Source organism: Oryzihumus sp., assembly GCF_036391795.1.
Taxonomy (GTDB): domain Bacteria; phylum Actinomycetota; class Actinomycetes; order Actinomycetales; family Dermatophilaceae; genus Oryzihumus.
This window is the reverse complement of the sequence record NZ_DASVZH010000184.1, coordinates 1-15,062: the sequence shown is the minus strand read 5'-3', so window position 1 is coordinate 15,062 and position 15,062 is coordinate 1. Positions and strand designations below refer to the sequence as shown.

The 15,062-nt window shown below is 72.8% G+C and carries 18 protein-coding genes; 14 read left to right on the top strand and 4 right to left on the bottom strand.

Going from position 1 to position 15,062, the window contains the following annotated elements; genetic code table 11:
* The 5 genes from VF825_RS10905 to VF825_RS10885 all read left to right on the top strand — a co-directional run.
* Window positions 1-517 (top strand): hypothetical protein (locus VF825_RS10905; RefSeq protein ID WP_331113109.1); only part of this gene is annotated, 517 nt, incomplete at its 5' end.
* On the top strand, window positions 518-1,159 hold the full coding sequence (gene hisH, locus VF825_RS10900; RefSeq protein WP_331113107.1) for an imidazole glycerol phosphate synthase subunit HisH: 642 nt from the start codon (window positions 518-520) through the stop codon (window positions 1,157-1,159).
* A 30-nt stretch (window positions 1,160-1,189) separates the two neighbouring features.
* Window positions 1,190-1,927 (top strand): bifunctional 1-(5-phosphoribosyl)-5-((5-phosphoribosylamino)methylideneamino)imidazole-4-carboxamide isomerase/phosphoribosylanthranilate isomerase PriA, encoded by a 738-nt coding sequence (gene priA / locus VF825_RS10895; RefSeq protein ID WP_331113105.1) that lies wholly within the window; start codon window positions 1,190-1,192, stop codon window positions 1,925-1,927.
* Window positions 1,924-2,154 (top strand): hypothetical protein, encoded by a 231-nt coding sequence (locus VF825_RS10890; protein WP_331113103.1) that lies wholly within the window; start codon window positions 1,924-1,926, stop codon window positions 2,152-2,154. Before priA ends, VF825_RS10890 begins: the two co-directional genes overlap by 4 nt.
* A complete protein-coding gene (locus tag VF825_RS10885; protein WP_331113101.1) occupies window positions 2,151-2,873 on the top strand; it encodes an SseB family protein in 723 nt (240 codons plus the stop codon). Before VF825_RS10890 ends, VF825_RS10885 begins: the two co-directional genes overlap by 4 nt.
* Here the strand turns inward: VF825_RS10885 and VF825_RS10880 are convergent.
* The gene (locus VF825_RS10880; RefSeq protein ID WP_331113099.1) at window positions 2,864-3,193 is read right to left on the bottom strand and encodes a DUF952 domain-containing protein; all 330 of its coding nucleotides are present in this window, start codon (window positions 3,191-3,193) and stop codon (window positions 2,864-2,866) included. The genes VF825_RS10885 and VF825_RS10880 overlap by 10 nt on opposite strands.
* Before the next feature lie 669 nt (window positions 3,194-3,862).
* Between VF825_RS10880 and VF825_RS10875 the strand changes: the two genes are divergently transcribed.
* Entirely contained in the window at window positions 3,863-4,177 is a 315-nt protein-coding gene (locus VF825_RS10875; RefSeq protein ID WP_331113097.1) for a hypothetical protein, read from the top strand.
* Window positions 4,178-4,321: 144 nt separating this feature from the next.
* Here VF825_RS10875 and VF825_RS10870 read toward each other — a convergent pair whose 3' ends face one another.
* Window positions 4,322-5,866 carry a catalase gene (locus VF825_RS10870; RefSeq protein ID WP_331113095.1) on the bottom strand — a complete coding sequence of 515 codons (1,545 nt, stop codon included), beginning with the start codon at window positions 5,864-5,866 and terminating at the stop codon, window positions 4,322-4,324.
* Window positions 5,867-6,161: 295 nt separating this feature from the next.
* Window positions 6,162-6,605 carry a DUF4333 domain-containing protein gene (locus VF825_RS10865; RefSeq protein WP_331113093.1) on the bottom strand — a complete coding sequence of 148 codons (444 nt, stop codon included), beginning with the start codon at window positions 6,603-6,605 and terminating at the stop codon, window positions 6,162-6,164.
* A 123-nt stretch (window positions 6,606-6,728) separates the two neighbouring features.
* On the opposite strand from VF825_RS10865, the gene VF825_RS10860 reads away from it, so the two are divergent.
* Complete coding sequence (locus VF825_RS10860; protein ID WP_331113090.1) at window positions 6,729-7,922, top strand: MFS transporter; 1,194 nt, start codon at window positions 6,729-6,731, stop codon at window positions 7,920-7,922.
* A 19-nt stretch (window positions 7,923-7,941) separates the two neighbouring features.
* Here the strand turns inward: VF825_RS10860 and VF825_RS10855 are convergent, their stop codons facing one another.
* Window positions 7,942-8,316: a DUF1844 domain-containing protein gene (locus tag VF825_RS10855; protein WP_331113088.1), complete on the bottom strand. Its 375-nt coding sequence runs from the start codon at window positions 8,314-8,316 to the stop codon at window positions 7,942-7,944.
* Between the two features lie 313 nt (window positions 8,317-8,629).
* Here VF825_RS10855 and infC point away from each other — a divergent pair, with 313 nt between their 5' ends.
* From infC to pheT, 7 genes are all read left to right on the top strand, one after another.
* Complete coding sequence (gene infC / locus VF825_RS10850; protein WP_331113111.1) at window positions 8,630-9,277, top strand: translation initiation factor IF-3; 648 nt, start codon at window positions 8,630-8,632, stop codon at window positions 9,275-9,277.
* A 71-nt stretch (window positions 9,278-9,348) separates the two neighbouring features.
* A complete protein-coding gene (rpmI, locus tag VF825_RS10845) occupies window positions 9,349-9,543 on the top strand; it encodes a 50S ribosomal protein L35 (RefSeq protein WP_331113087.1) in 195 nt (64 codons plus the stop codon).
* 79 nt (window positions 9,544-9,622) lie between these two features.
* Window positions 9,623-10,006, top strand: coding sequence for a 50S ribosomal protein L20 (rplT, locus tag VF825_RS10840; protein ID WP_331113085.1), 384 nt, complete (start codon window positions 9,623-9,625; stop codon window positions 10,004-10,006).
* 40 nt (window positions 10,007-10,046) lie between these two features.
* Window positions 10,047-10,853 carry an RNA methyltransferase gene (locus tag VF825_RS10835; RefSeq protein WP_331113083.1) on the top strand — a complete coding sequence of 269 codons (807 nt, stop codon included), beginning with the start codon at window positions 10,047-10,049 and terminating at the stop codon, window positions 10,851-10,853.
* 10 nt (window positions 10,854-10,863) lie between these two features.
* The gene (locus VF825_RS10830) at window positions 10,864-11,955 is read left to right on the top strand and encodes a sensor histidine kinase (RefSeq protein ID WP_331113081.1); all 1,092 of its coding nucleotides are present in this window, start codon (window positions 10,864-10,866) and stop codon (window positions 11,953-11,955) included.
* Window positions 11,956-12,053: 98 nt separating this feature from the next.
* Complete coding sequence (gene pheS / locus VF825_RS10825) at window positions 12,054-13,148, top strand: phenylalanine--tRNA ligase subunit alpha (protein ID WP_331113079.1); 1,095 nt, start codon at window positions 12,054-12,056, stop codon at window positions 13,146-13,148.
* A partial coding sequence (pheT, locus tag VF825_RS10820; protein WP_331113077.1) for a phenylalanine--tRNA ligase subunit beta occupies window positions 13,148-15,062 on the top strand: 1,915 nt, incomplete at its 3' end. The genes pheS and pheT, both read left to right, overlap by 1 nt.

Here is a 15,062-nt window from a genome sequence, read left to right as displayed (position 1 = left end):
GGGGTGGACCGCGGTGGTCCCGGCCGGGCCGTCCCGGGCCCGGGCGCCCTACGACGACGCGCTCAGCGTGCTGGCCGCCCGCTCCGTCCCCAGCCGCCTGCGGGCGGCGGTCGGCCTGTTCCGCGCGGAGGACCGCGCAGTGGTGACGCTGCAACCGGACGGGTGGCGCGCGATACAGCGCTGGGTCGTGTGGGAGCCGGGCCGCGGGGTGGTGCGCTCCTCGGGGTTGCCGACCGCGCGGCCGGAGGAGCTCGTCGCCACCGCCGGACTGCGTGACCGGCGGGCGGTGCGCGACGTCGCCGGCCTGCTGGGCGACCCCGGCGGTGAGGCCGGTGGCCTGCTCACGTCGCTGATGGAGGTGCTGGACCTGCCCGGTCAGGGGCTGCTGAGCGACCCGCTGTCGGCAGCCGGGGCCGAGGGGTCCCGGCTGGTGGAGCCGGACGAGGCGCACCTGGCGACGTTCGACTCGATCGTCACGGACGAGGCCCGGCTGCGGGCCGAGATGGAAGGACACTAGATGGCTGCCCGCGTGGTGGTGCTCGACTACGGCAGTGGCAACGTCCACTCGGCGGTGCGTGCCCTGGAGCGCGTCGGCGCCGACGTCGAGCTCACGGCCGACCGGTCCGCGGTGCTGGCCGCGGACGGCCTGCTCGTGCCCGGCGTGGGCAACTTCCACGCCTGTATGCGCGGGCTGCGGGCCGTCGACGGCCCGCGCCTGATCGAGACGCGCCTGTCCGGGGGACGCCCGGTGCTCGGCGTGTGCGTCGGCATGCAGGTGCTCTTCGAGGGCTCCACCGAGCCCAGTGTGGACGGCGACGAGGCCGGGCTGGGGGAGTGGCCCGGGATGGTCGAGCGGCTCGAGGCCGACGTCGTGCCGCACATGGGGTGGTCGACGGTCAGTGCGGCGGAGGGCACCCGGCTGTTCGCCGGCGTGGAGCAGGAGCGGTTCTACTTCGTGCACTCCTACGCCGCCGCGCACTGGCAGCTCGACCCGCAGGGCGCGTTCACCGCGATGGCGCCCAAGGTCACCTGGAGCGAGCACGGCAAGCCGTTCGTGGCCGCCGTCGAGAACGGCCCGCTGTCGGCAACCCAGTTCCACCCGGAGAAGTCCGGCGACGCCGGCGCCCAGCTGCTGCGCAACTGGGTCCAGACGCTCTGACCCCAGAACGCCCACGACACAAGGAGATTCGTGACCACTGCACCCCGCCTCGAGCTGCTGCCCGCCGTCGACGTGGCGGACGGCCGAGCCGTCCAGCTGGTCCAGGGAGTGGCCGGCACCGGCGGCGAGTTCGGCGACCCGTGGGAGGCCGCCCTCGCCTGGCAGGAGCAGGGCGCCGAGTGGCTGCACCTGGTCGACCTCGACGCGGCGTTCGGTCGTGGCTCCAACGCCGAGCTGCTGGCGAGCATCGTCGGCCGCCTCGACATCCTGGTCGAGATGTCCGGCGGCATCCGTGACGCCGCGACCCTGGAGCGGGCGCTGGCGACCGGCTGCCGCCGGGTCAACCTCGGCACGGCGGCGCTGGAGGACCCGGAGTGGACCGCCCGCGCCATCGCCGAGCACGGCGACCGGGTCGCCGTCGGCCTCGACGTGCGCGGCACCACGCTGGCCGCCCGTGGCTGGACCCAGGAGGGCGGGGACCTGTGGGAGACCCTGGCCCGCCTCGACGCCGAGGGCTGCTCGCGCTACGTGGTCACCGACGTCAACAAGGACGGCATGCTCAAGGGCCCCAACCTGGACCTGCTGCGGGAGGTGTGCGCCCGCACCGAGCGCCCCGTCGTGGCCTCCGGCGGGGTGTCGACGCTGGCCGACATCGAGGCGATCCGCGGGCTCGTCCCGCTCGGCGTCGAAGGGGCGATCGTCGGTTCCGCCCTCTACCGCGGGGCTTTCACCCTGCCCGACGCGCTCGACGTCGCCGGCCGGCCGTGAGCGGTCGCCGCGCCGACGCCTCCGGCGGCCCGTGGGAGCAGGCCTTCGGCTACGCCCGCGCGGTCCGGGTCGGCGACCAGGTGCACGTCTCCGGCTGCACCGCCGTGGTCGACGGGGCGGTCGCCCACCCCGGAGACGCCGGCGCCCAGGCGCTGGTCGCGCTCGACCCCGCCATGCTCGTCGAGATCGAGCTCGACGCCGTCGTCACCCCGCAGGAGCAGTCATGAGCCACGACTCGGCCGGCATCCCGTTCACCGGAAGGCAGCTGTCCGGCACCGGCTTCGACGACGACACCGGCGCCGCCGACCCGGCGCTGCTGGCGGCGCTCGACCCAAGGGCCGACGAGCGCGCGCTCGTGGCGGCGCTGGCCGGCGCCCGGCTGATCGTGCCGATCGTCGCGGCACCCACCGAGGTCGACGACTCCGGCGAGCTGGCCGTGGAGAAGTCCACCGACATGGCCGTCGTCACCCTCACCGCCCCCGACGGCCAGCGCGCCCTCCCGGTGTTCACCAGCGTCGCGGCGCTCGCGGCCTGGGACGCCACGGCCCGCCCGTCGCCGGTCACCAGCGCGCTGGCCGCCCAGGCCGCCGTGCAGGAGCGGTGCGACGTCATGGTGCTCGACCTCGGCTCGGGCAGCCCGACCGTGCTGCGCCCGAGCATGCTCTGGGCGCTGGCCCAGCAGCGCGAGTGGCTGCCGGCGCACGAGGACCCGTTCATCGCCCAGGCGCTCGCCCGCGCGACCGCTGGGGAGCCGGACGTCCTCGACGTCTCCACCGAGGCGGGCGAGCCGGGCACGGGCACGCTGCGCGTGGTCCTGACGCTGCGCCCCGGGCTGGAGCAGCAGCAGGTGCAGCACGTCGCGACGCGTATCGGCGAGCGGGTCGCCACCGACGGCGAGGCCCGGGCCCGGATCGACGCGCTGGCCTTCGCGATCCGTCAGGCGTGAGGCGCCGGCACCTCGGTGACGCCGACGACGGCGCCGACGTTGATCGGCCCGTAGACGTGCGGGAACTCCTCACCCGTCTCGGCGTTGCCCACCTCCCGCACCAGCGGTGAGGTCAGCCGCGACTCGTCGACCTCCAGCAGCACCAACGGTTTCGGGTAATGCCCGTAGAAGGCGCGGCGCACCACCGGCCACTGCTCCGCGGACGAGCAGTGGATGAACCCCTCCTCTGCCAGCGTGCGCCCCAGCGTCGACTGCTCGTAGCGCCCCGAGGCCTGCGCGGCCTCCCAGTGCTGTTGCTCCGCCAGGTGGTAGATGGTCACGCTGCCGACCGTATCCGAGCATCCCGCGACGTTCGGTCGCAGGCCCGCGTGGTCACCGTGAGTGGGTGGCGAGGGGACGCTCGGGTCTGACGTGCGGTGTGCCGTTCCGGCGCAAGCGCACCCGGATGCCGATGAGCCGCGCAGGGCATAGGTTCCGGCCAGCCGACCGTGATGCTCAGCGCCACGGTCACGGCTCGACGACTGGCGCCACGGGGGCTGTGATGATGCGCGGAACGATGTTCTGGATCGGCGGGAACCCCGGCTCGGGCAAGTCGACCATCGCCCGACAGCTCGCCCAGGTGCTGGACCTTCCGCTCCACCCGATCGACGCCTATACCTACGACCACCTCGACCGTCTCGGCGACCTCGGCCCTCCGCTGGACGAGGTGCTGGCCCAGGGACCCGCCGCGGCAGCCGACGAGTTCGAGCGGGTCTCGGCTCTCCGGCTACCCGCGGTGGTCGACGACCTCCGCCGCCCGCGTCGGCGAGGTGCCGACGCTGGTGGAGGGGCCGCAGCTGCATCCGGATGCGGTGGCGGCGTGAGCGCCGCTCGCCGGGATCTGGCTGGTCACCACCGCCGAACGCACCCGCGCCGCGCGCGAGCAGCGGCTCGTCGAGGGGGCCGAAGCGGGCCGGAGGCGGGTCGAGCTGCTGGTCGAACGCGACCAGGTGATCGGCTCGCGCCTGGGTGCGGCAGCGGCACAGGAGGGCCTGCCCGTGGTCGACGTGCCCACCGACGTCAGGTGGGATGGCGTCACCGCCGCCGTCCGCACGGCGGTCATCGCGGCCCTTGCGGGCCGTCCACGCCTGCGCCCCGGGCCCGAGCTGGCGGCCCGGCGACGGCATGAGAACGACGTCGTGCACCGCCAGATCTCGGCCCACGAGCAGCAGATCGGCGCAACCCTTCCACCCTTCCCCTATGCCTGCACCTGCGGGCGAAGCGGCTGCGCCGACGTCGACCCGGCCACCACCGCGGACTACTGACAGGCTCCGCGGTCGTCCTGGGGGAGGGTTGACCACGCCTGGGTGTGGTCAACCCTTCCCCCAGCGCGCGAACCGGCCGCGAACGCACGTATGCCGTGCCCCCGGACGGGGGGCACGGCATACGTCGCGTGCGCCTGGCTGGTGTCAGCCGGCGTGGGTGTCGTCCTCGCGGACCGCACCGGCCTCGTGGGCCTTGGCCGCGTCGGCCTCCCCGCCGGGGTTGGGCGCCTTGCGTCCGGCGCGCACCAGCTCCTCGATCTGCTTGCCGGTGTCGGCGTCGACGTTCTTCCAGTACTCGAACGCCTTCTCCAGCACCTCGCCCGTGACGCCGCCGAGCAGGTGGCCGGCGACGGTATGGACGAACGCCGCGCGCTGGGCGTCGTCCCAGACCTCGCGCACGAGCGTGCCGGCCTGGCCGAAGTCGTCGTCCTCGGCGTGCAGCGCGTAGGCCGTGCGGACCATGTCGCCGTCGGCGTCCCAGCCGTCCTCGACCGGGCCGGTCAGGTCGGAGAAGGGGCGGCCGGCGGTGTTGGGCGCGTAGACCGGGGCGTCGCCGCTGTGCTCGTAGGCCATCGGGCCGTCGAAGGTGTAGCTGTTGGTCTCCACGCGGGGGCGGTTGACCGGCAGCTGCAGGTAGTTCGGCCCGATCCGGTAGCGGTGGGTGTCGCTGTAGGCGAACGTGCGCCCGAGCAGCATCTTGTCGGGGGAGAAGCCGATCCCCGGCACGAGGGCGCTCGGCTCGAACGCGGCCTGCTCGATCTGGGCGAAGAAGTTCTCGGGGTTCCTGTTCAGCGTCATCGTGCCGACCTTGACCAGCGGGTAGTCGCTGTGCGGCCAGACCTTGGTCAGGTCGAACGGGTTGAACCGGTAGGTCCGGGCGTCCTCGTAGGGCATGACCTGGACCGAGAGCGTCCACGAGGGGAACTCGCCTCGCTCGATCGAGTCGTAGAGGTCCCGACGGTGGTGGTCGGCGTCCTCACCGGCGATGCGGGTGGCCTCCTCGCCGGTCAGGCCCTCGACGCCCTGGTCGGAGTGGAAGTGGTACTTGACCCAGAACTTCTCGCCGGCGGCGTTGACCCACATGTAGGTGTGCGAGCCGTAGCCGTTCATGTGGCGGAAGGTCTTGGGGATGCCGCGGTCGCCCATGAGGTAGGTGACCTGGTGGGCCGACTCGGGGTTGAGCGTCCAGAAGTCCCACTGCATGTGGTTGTCGCGCAGGCCCGAGCCGCCGCGGCGCTTCTGGCTGCGGATGAAGTGCGGGAACTTCATCGTGTCGCGGATGAAGAAGACCGGGGTGTTGTTGCCGACGAGGTCGTAGTTGCCCTCGGAGGTGTAGAACTTGAGCGCGAAGCCGCGCGGGTCGCGCCACGTGTCGGGGGAGCCCTGCTCGCCGGCGACGGTGGAGAAGCGCGCGAGCATGTCGGTCTTCGCGCCCTGCTGGAAGAGCGCGGCCTTGGTGTACGCCGAGACGTCCTCGGTGGTCTCGAAGACGCCGAACGCGCCGCTGCCCTTGGCGTGCACGTTGCGCTCCGGCACGCGCTCGCGGTTGAAGTGCGCCATCTGCTCGATGAAGTGCGTGTCGTGCAGCAGGATCGGGCCGTTGGACCCGAGGGTGAGGGAGTTGCGGTCGCTGACCGCGGGGGCTCCGGTGCTCGTCGTGGAGCCGGTGGGACCGGTCTGCTTGCTCATGGGATCTCCTTGCAGCTTGCGGACTTCGGGTGTGCGGTCACGGTCCCTGCCGGCCGACGTCAGCGCACGGCCGCGCGTGGACCTCGGCGGGATCGGCCGGCCGGGGCGCGGTGACGCGCAGCGACGCGGCCCCCCAGCTGCTGCTCCGCCTCGACCATCATCCCACCCCACCACGCGCTCTGGAACGAGTCAAGAAAAGCGGATGGCCCTGGCGTGAACAGGATCCGGGCACGCCGCAGCGCCGTCCCGAGGGCGAGGCCTGCCCGGGGTCAGGCGACGGTGGGCGGTCGAAAGGTCAGAGGGGGCTGAGGGTGAACCGGCCCGTCGGGTCCTCGAAGAACACGACCACGGCCCAGGTCTCCCCGCTGATCGTCCCGTGGCAGACCGTGACCACGCCCTGGTCGACCCTGGGTGTGGCCGGGCAGCGCATGCCCGTGACGTCGCCGCCGTCGTGGGCGACGACGGTGCCGACCGTGGACGACAGGTCCCGCCCGGCCAGCGGGCCGCCGGTCCGGGACAGGGTCACCTGCCCGGTGAGCGTGCCGCTCGGGCCGCTGGAGCCGTTCAGGAAGAGGAACCCTGCGATGAGGAGCACGCCCAGGAGGGCCAGCAGCGAGGCGACGAGGCTGACGACGGCCAGGGCCGTGCCGGGTTGACGCTGGGGAGCGGGCGCCCAGGGTGCCGGTGCGGGAGGCCAGCCGGGCGTGGGGTGTCCGGCTCCGGCCGTGGTGTCGTACATCCCTGGTTCCCCTTGCTTCCGTCGAGATGGCCGGGCGCACCCTAGCCCACGGTGGTCCTCCGGGGCGGGCGCCGCGCGGCAAATCGATGGAGGCCCGTCGGGGGGCCATGGGAGCCTGCCGGTATGCCGTTCGCCCCCTACCGTCGCGTCCTCGCCGTCCCCGCGGCGAGGACCGCGCTGCTGCTCGGGCTGTTCCTGCGCATCCCGATGTTCGCCGGCGGCGTCGTGCTGACCCTGCACATCGTCCAGACCCTGCACCGCGGCTACGCCGAGGCGGGCGTGGTCTCCGCGTTGGCGACGGTCTGCATCGCGGTCAGCGGACCCTGGCGCGGGCGGCTGCTCGACCGGATCGGCCTGCGCCGCACGGTCGCGCCCTCGATCGTCGTCACCGCCCTGGTGTGGTCGGTCGCCCCGTTCGTCGGCTACCTGCCGCTGCTGCTGCTCGCGGTCCCCGCCGGGCTGTTCGTCACGCCGACGTTCTCGATCCTGCGCCAGGCGATCATCGCCGCCGTCCCCGACGGGGAGCGCCGCACCGCCCTGTCGCTGGACTCGGTCGGCGTCGAGCTGTCCTTCATGCTCGGCCCCGTCCTGGGCGTCTGGGCGGCGACCACGTGGTCGACCACGTGGGTGCTGTTCACCGCCGAGATGCTCACGGTGGTCGGCGCCGTCGCGGTGTGGGTGGTCAACCCCGTCATGCGCCGAGCGGGCCACGACGCCGAGGCGGCCCACCTGCCCCGGCGCGAGTGGTTCAGCGGTGCGTTCCTGGCCGTCCTGGCGGCGGCCGCGGCCACCACCCTCGTGCTCTCCGGCTGCGACGTCGCGTTCGTGGCCGCGATGCGCGACTACGGCGCGGTCGGCTCGCTCGGTCCGGTGCTCGCCGTCTGGGGCCTGGGCTCCGCGCTCGGCGGTCTCGTCTACGGCGCACTGCACCGCTCGCTGCCGGTGTTCGCCCTGCTCGCCGGCCTCGGCGTCGTCACGGTCCCGCTCGCCCTGGCCTCCGGGCCGGTGTCGCTCGCGCTGCTGTCGTTCGTCGCCGGCCTGTTCTGCGCGCCGACCATCACCGCCACCGTCGACGCGGTCAGCCGCGTGGTCGACGAGCGGGCCCGCGGCGAGGCGATGGGCTGGCACGGGTCGGCGATGACGGCCGGATCCGCGCTCGGGGCGCCGGTGGCGGGTGTGGCGATCGACCTGCACGGCTACGCCGGCGGCTTCGCCCTCGTCGGCCTGCTCGGGGCGCTCGTGGCCACGTCCGGGTGGGCCACCGTCCGGCTGCGCCGCCGGCGCCGGGCCGCCCTCGACGTCGCCGCGGCGGCCTGAGCCGGGTCGTTGCCGGGGGTCAGACGACCGAGCCGGTGAGCTTCTCGCCGGGGCCCTGGCCCGGGGCGTCGGGGAAGACCGAGGCCTCCCGGAACGCCAGCTGCAGCGACTTCAGTCCGTCGCGCAGGGGAGCGGCGTGCTGGCTGCCGATGTCGGGTGCGGCGGCGGTCACCAGGCCGGCGAGGGCGTTGATCAGGCGGCGGGCCTCGTCGAGGTCTTTGAGCTCCTCGGCCTCCGGCCCCTCGGCCAGGCCGCACTTCACGGCGGCCGCGCTCATGAGGTGCACCGCGGCGGTGGTGATGATCTCCACCGCCGGCACCTCGGCGATGTCCCGGACGTGGTCGTCGACGGAGGGGGTGGTCAGGGGGTCGGGATTGGGATTCTGCGGGTCCACGCTGGTAGCCTTGCAGATCGACCGGCTGTGACGTGACGGTGCCCCCGGGCAGCGACCGGGTCACAGCGTGCAAGAGAAGCCCAGCTTCCACCCGCATCGACTCACGTCGTCGGGTCCCAGGTCCGCCCGCCACGAGCGGGCCGCCTCAATCGGAGGGGCGGCTCACCCGCGGCGGTCAGCGTACGACGTGTGGCCAGCCACCCGTCATACCAGCGGTCCCTGGTCCGGATGCCCAGGCTCCTCGCGCACACAGGTGGCGAGGAGCCTTCTTCGTCTCCTGCCGGCACCGTGACACTGACTCAAGGAGACAAACATCAGCGAGCCTCGTATCAACGACCGCATCCGTGTTCCGGAAGTGCGGTTGGTTGGCCCCAATGGCGAGCAGGTCGGCATCGTCCGCGTGGAGGATGCCCTGCGTCTGGCCGCGGAGGCCGACCTCGACCTCGTCGAGGTGGCCCCCATGGCCAAGCCTCCGGTCGCCAAGCTCATGGACTTCGGCAAGTTCAAGTACGAAGCAGCCATCAAGGAGCGGGAAGCCCGCAAGAACCAGATCAACACGGTCATCAAGGAGATCAAGCTCCGACCCAAGATCGACCCGCACGACTACGGCACCAAGAAGGGCCACGTCGAGCGGTTCCTCAAGGCCGGTGACAAGGTCAAGGTGACGATCATGTTCCGTGGCCGCGAGCAGTCGCGCCCGGAGCTGGGCTTCCGCCTGCTGCAGCGCCTCGCCCAGGACGTCGTCGAGCTCGGCTTCGTCGAGAGCGCGCCCAAGCAGGACGGCCGCAACATGATCATGGTCCTCGGCCCGACGCGGAAGAAGGCCGAGGCCAAGGCCGAGCAGCGCCGTCGCCGCGAGGAGGCCGCGCCGGCCGCCGAGGCCCCCGCCGCCGAGACCGCGCCGGCACCCGCAGCCGAGACCACCGAGGCTGCCGCTCCGGAGGCCCAGGCCGCCGAGTAGTCGCCGGGGCGGCCCCGCCGCCCGCGACACCCCCGACCACAGCAAGCACGACTGAAGGAGATCGGCTTCCCATGCCGAAGATGAAGAGCCACAGCGGCGCCAAGAAGCGCTTCCGGGTCACCGGCAAGGGCAAGGTCATGCGCGAGCAGGCCGGCGGTCGCCACCTGCTCGAGCACAAGTCCTCACGCAAGATGCGTTCGATCGCGAACGACGTCGAGCTGGCCAAGCCCGACGCGAAGAAGATCAAGAAGCTCCTCGGCAAGTAACCGAGAGCCACCACCAGTCGATCCAGCGACCGAGTGTGAAGCTCTCTCGGTTCAGCATTAACCAGCAAGGAGTACTCACGTGGCACGCGTGAAGCGGGCGGTCAACGCCCAGAAGAAGCGTCGGGTTGTCCTCGAGCGGGCCAGCGGCTACCGCGGTCAGCGCTCGCGCCTCTACCGCAAGGCGAAGGAGCAGGTCACCCACTCCCTCGGTTACGCCTACCGTGACCGCCGCGCCAAGAAGGGCGACTTCCGTCGCCTGTGGATCCAGCGGATCAACGCCGCGGCCCGCGCCAACGGCATGACCTACAACCGCTTCATCCAGGGCCTGAAGGCTGCCGAGGTCGAGGTCGACCGCCGCATCCTGGCCGACCTGGCCGTCAACGACGCCGCCGCGTTCGCCGCGCTCGTCGAGATCGCCAAGGCCAACGTCCCGGCCCAGGCCGACACCAGCGACGCTGCCTGACCTGCTGCACCAGCAGATCTCCGCGCGCCGGGTCGATGCCGTGCTGACGAACACCCGTTCCGATCGGGTCAAGTCGGTCAAGGCACTGACCCGGCGCGCTGTGCGTCAGCGGGAGGGCCTCTTCCTCGCCGAGGGTCCGCAGGCGGTCCGGGAGGCGGTCCGCTTCCGTCCCGAGGCCGTCCGCGACCTGTATGCCGTGCCCGAGGCGGCCGCGCGCCACGCCGCGATCCTCGAGGAGGCCGCCGGGCAGGGCATCCACGTCCACGAGGTCAGCCCCGAGGTGCTGGCCGCCATGGGCGACACCACGGCCCCGCAGGGCCTGCTGGCGGTCTGCCGGCCGGTGGACGTCCCGCTGGCGGATGTGCTCGGCGCCGACCCGCGGCTGCTGGTCGTGCTGACCAACGTCCGCGACCCCGGCAACGCCGGCACGGTCATCCGTGGCGCGGACGCGGCCGGGGCCGACGCGGTGCTGGTCAGCGACGCCAGCGTCGACGTCTACAACCCCAAGGTGGTGCGCTCCACCGTCGGGTCCCTGTTCCACCTGCCCGTCGTGACCGGGGTGCCGGTCCCGCAGCTGCTCGCGAGCCTGCGGGAGACCGGCGTGCGCCTGCTCGCCGCCGACGGCTCCGGGGCCACCGTCCTGGACGACGCCGACCTGTCCGGCCGGCACGCCTGGGTCATGGGCAACGAGGCCTGGGGCCTCGAGCCCGAGGTCCGGGAGGCCTGCGACGAGGTCGTCCGGGTGCCCATCCACGGCCATGCGGAGTCGCTCAACCTGGCCATGGCGGCCACGATCTGTCTCTACGCTTCCGCGAGCGCGCATCGCGGGACCCGCAGGAATGGGTAAGGTCAGCGTCATGGGGACCGAGGCACGTCCATCAGTGGACCAGGCGGTCACGTGGGACGACCGGATCGGCGACGTGCTCCCGGACGGTGTGGTCGTCGCGGACGCCGAGGCCACGGTGGTCTACGTCAACCGCCGGGCGGCCGCCATCCTGGGTCAGGACATCGCCGACATGCTCGGCCAGGACGTCCGCAAGGTGCTGCCGCTGCAGGACTCCGACGCCCGGTCCTGGTGGACCTGCACCGACCCGTGGAACGGGCTGAACATCCGCAGCGGCCACCGCGAACGCCTCCTCATCCTCCAGGGCGGCCACGAGGTCCTCGTGACCGCCCGCTACGTGCGTCCCGGGCGCAACCAGCCGGTGACCGAGGTCGTGCTGTCGCTGCGTGACGCGGAGTCCCGGCGCCGGGCCGAGGCCAGCAACGCCGCCCTCATCTCCACGGTCGCCCACGAGCTGCGCTCGCCCCTGACCTCGGTCAAGGGCTTCTCCTCCACCCTGCTGCACCGGTGGGAGCGCTTCACCGACGACCAGAAGCGGCTCATGCTGCAGACGATCGAGGCCGACGCCGACCGGGTCACCCGGCTGATCACCGAGCTGCTCGACATCTCCCGCATCGACGCCGGCCGCCTCCAGGTGCGCCGCCAGCCGGTCGACGTGACCGCCGTCGTCAAGCGGCACATCGAGCGGTTCGTGGCCAGCGGCCACGACCGGGAGCGGTTCGTCCTCGAGGCGGCGCCGGAGCTGCCCGAGACGTGGGCCGACCCGGACCGCCTGGACCAGATCCTGGCCAACCTCATGGAAAATGCCGTGCGCCACGGCGACGGGACGGTCAGCCTGAGTGTCATGCCGACCACGCAGAACGGCAGCGAGGCCATCGCCGTGACGGTGAGCGACCAGGGCGAGGGCATCGCCCCGGAGAACTACTCCCTGGTGTTCACCCGGTTCTGGCACGGCTCGCGCCGGGGCGGCACCGGCCTCGGCCTCTACGTCGTGCGCGGGCTGGTCGAGGCCCACGGCGGCCAGATCAGCGTCGGCGCCGCCCGCTCCGGTGGCGCCCAGTTCCGATTTACCCTGCCCTCGGGCGCCCCGGAACACCTCGTCTGACCGGCCCACGCGGCCCATAGACTGCCGATCGGCAGTCGTCCCACCGCTTGTCCACGTCGGCGGCTGCACGCCGCACGCGACCTCATGAAGTGAAAGCGATGTCTGGACCCAACACGCAGTACGACCCCGTCGAGGTGAGCACCCTGGACCCCTCCGCGATCGACGCCGCGGTGCAGGAGGCCCTGGCTGCCATCGCCGCCGCCACCAGCCTGGAGGAGCTCAAGGCCGCCCGCCTGGCCCACCAGGGCGACAAGAGCCCGCTGGCGCTGGCCAACCGCGAGATCGGCGCCCTGCCCCCCACCGCCAAGGCCGAGGCCGGCAAGCGGGTCGGCCAGGCCCGCGGCCAGGTCGCCCAGGCCGTGGCCCGGCGGCAGGTCGAGCTCGAGGCCGAGCGTGACGCCCGGCTGCTCGTCGAGGAGACCGTCGACGTCAGCGCCCCGGTGGCCCGGCGCCGCAGCGGCTCCCGCCACCCGCTGGAGCTGACCTCCGAGCGCCTCGCCGACGTCTTCGTCGCCATGGGCTGGGAGGTCGCCGAGGGACCGGAGGTCGAGTCGGAGTGGTTCAACTTCGATGCGCTCAACCTCGGCCCTGACCACCCGGCCCGCCAGATGCAGGACACCTTCTTCGTCGACCGCCCCGACTCGGGCCTGGTCCTGCGCACCCAGACCTCGCCGGTCCAGGTGCGCACGCTGCTCGAGCGTGACCTGCCGGTCTACGTCGTCTGCCCCGGCAAGGTGTTCCGCACCGACGAGCTCGACGCCACCCACACCCCGGTGTTCCACCAGCTCGAGGGCCTGGCCGTCGACGAGGGCCTGACCATGGCCCACCTGCGCGGCACGCTGGAGCACTTCGTCCAGGCGATGTTCGGGGAGGACATCGAGACCCGGCTGCGGCCGGCATACTTCCCGTTCACCGAGCCCAGCGCCGAGCTGGACTTCCGCTGCTTCGTCTGTGGCGGCAAGGACCCGGAGTGCCGCACCTGCGGCGGCACCGGCTGGATCGAGCTCGGGGGCTGCGGCATGGTCAACCGGGCCGTGCTCGTCGCCTGTGGGGTGGACCCCGACCGCTACAGCGGCTTCGCCTTCGGCATGGGCATCGAGCGGACGCTGATGTTCCGCCACGCGGTCGCCGACATGCACGACATCGTCGAGGGCGATGTGCGGTTCAACCACCAGTTCGGGATGGAGATCTGATGCGGGCGCCCGTTTCGTGGCTGCGCGAGCTCGTCGACGTGGAACCGGAGGCGACCGGCCGTGACATCGCGGCCAGCCTGGTCAAGGTCGGCCTCGAGGAGGAGGGCCTGCACGGCGGGGACATCACAGGCCCGCTGGTCGTCGGCCGCGTCCTGGAGCTGGTCGAGGAGCCGCAGAAGAACGGCAAGGTCATCCGCTGGTGCCAGGTCGACGTCGGCGAGCATGGCCAGCGGCTGACCGAGGGCACTCCGCAGGGCATCGTCTGCGGGGCCCACAACTTCACCGTCGGTGACCTCGTCGTCGTCGTGCTGCCCGGGGCCGTGCTGCCCGGTGACTTCGCCATCGCCGCGCGCAAGACCTACGGCCACGTCAGCAACGGCATGATCTGCTCCGCCGCCGAGCTGGGCCTGGGGGAGGACCACTCGGGCATCATCGTGCTGCAGGAGTGGTTCGCCGAGGACCCCGAGCTGCTGGCCTCGCTGGAGCCCGGCGACGACGCCATCGCCCTGCTCGGCCTGGCCGACGAGGTCGTCGAGGTCAACGTCACGCCCGACCGCGGCTACTGCTTCAGCATGCGCGGGATCGCCCGGGAGTACTCCCACGCCACCGGGGGCACCTTCCGCGACCCCGCCGACATCGCCGCCCCGGCGGCGAACGAGCGTGGGTATGCCGTGCAGCTCGCCGACGGCGCGCCGCTCGGCGGCCGGGTCGGTTGCGACCGCTACATCGCCCGGGTGGTCCGCGGCATCGACACCACCCGCCCGTCGCCGCGGTGGATGCAGAAGCGGCTCACCCAGATGGGGATGCGCCCCATCTCCCTGGCCGTCGACGTCACCAACTACGTGATGCTCGCGCTCGGCCAGCCGCTGCACGCCTTCGACCTCGACACCCTCAGCGGCAGCATCGTGGTGCGCCGGGCCCGCGAGGGGGAGAAGCTCACCACCCTCGACGACGTCGAGCGCGAGCTGTCCCCGGAGGACCTGCTCATCACCGACGGCGGGGACACCCCGCTGGCCATCGCCGGCGTCATGGGCGGGGCCACCTCCGAGGTGGGCGCCATGACGAGCACGGTGCTCATCGAGTCCGCGCACTTCGACCCGACGACCGTGGCGCGCTCGTCCCGGCGGCACCGCCTGGTCACCGAGGCCTCCAAGCGCTTCGAGCGTGGCGTGGACCCCGACGTGACCGCCGCCGCGGCCCAGCTCGCGGTCGACCTGCTCGTCCAGCTCGGCGGGGGCACCGCCGACGACGGCGTCACCGACGTCGACGACCGCACCCCGCGTGGCCGGGTGCGGCTGGACGCCGACCTGCCCACCCGCCTGGTGGGGCTGGAGCTGCCCCGCGAGGAGGTCGTCGCCACGCTGCGCGCCATCGGCTGCGACGTGGAGGACATCGGCGACGGACCGCTGTCGGTGCTGCCGGCGTCGTGGCGCCCCGACCTGCACAACGGACCGGACTTCGTCGAGGAGGTCATCCGGATCCACGGCTACGACCAGGTGCCGGCGGTGCTGCCCCGGCCCAGCGCGGGCCTGGGGCTCAACCACGGCCAGCGGGCCCGCCGAGTCGTCGCCGACGCCCTGGCCCACCACGGCCTGGACGAGGTGCTGACCTACCCGTTCGTCGGCGCCGGGGTCCACGACGCGATGGGGCTGGCTGCCGACGACCCGCGGCGCACGATGCTGCGGGTGGCCAACCCGCTCTCGGAGGAGGCGCCGTTCCTGCGCACCTCGGTGCTGTCCACCCTGTTCGAGGCGCTGCGGCGCAACGTCTCCCGGGGTCAGCGCGACGTCGCGGTGTTCGAGATGGGGCTGGTCACCCGGCCCGAGGCCGGCACGGTCTCCGCGCCGGTGCCCGGCACCGACACGCGCCCGGACGAGCAGACCCTCGCCCGGATCGAGGCGGCCGTCCCGGCGC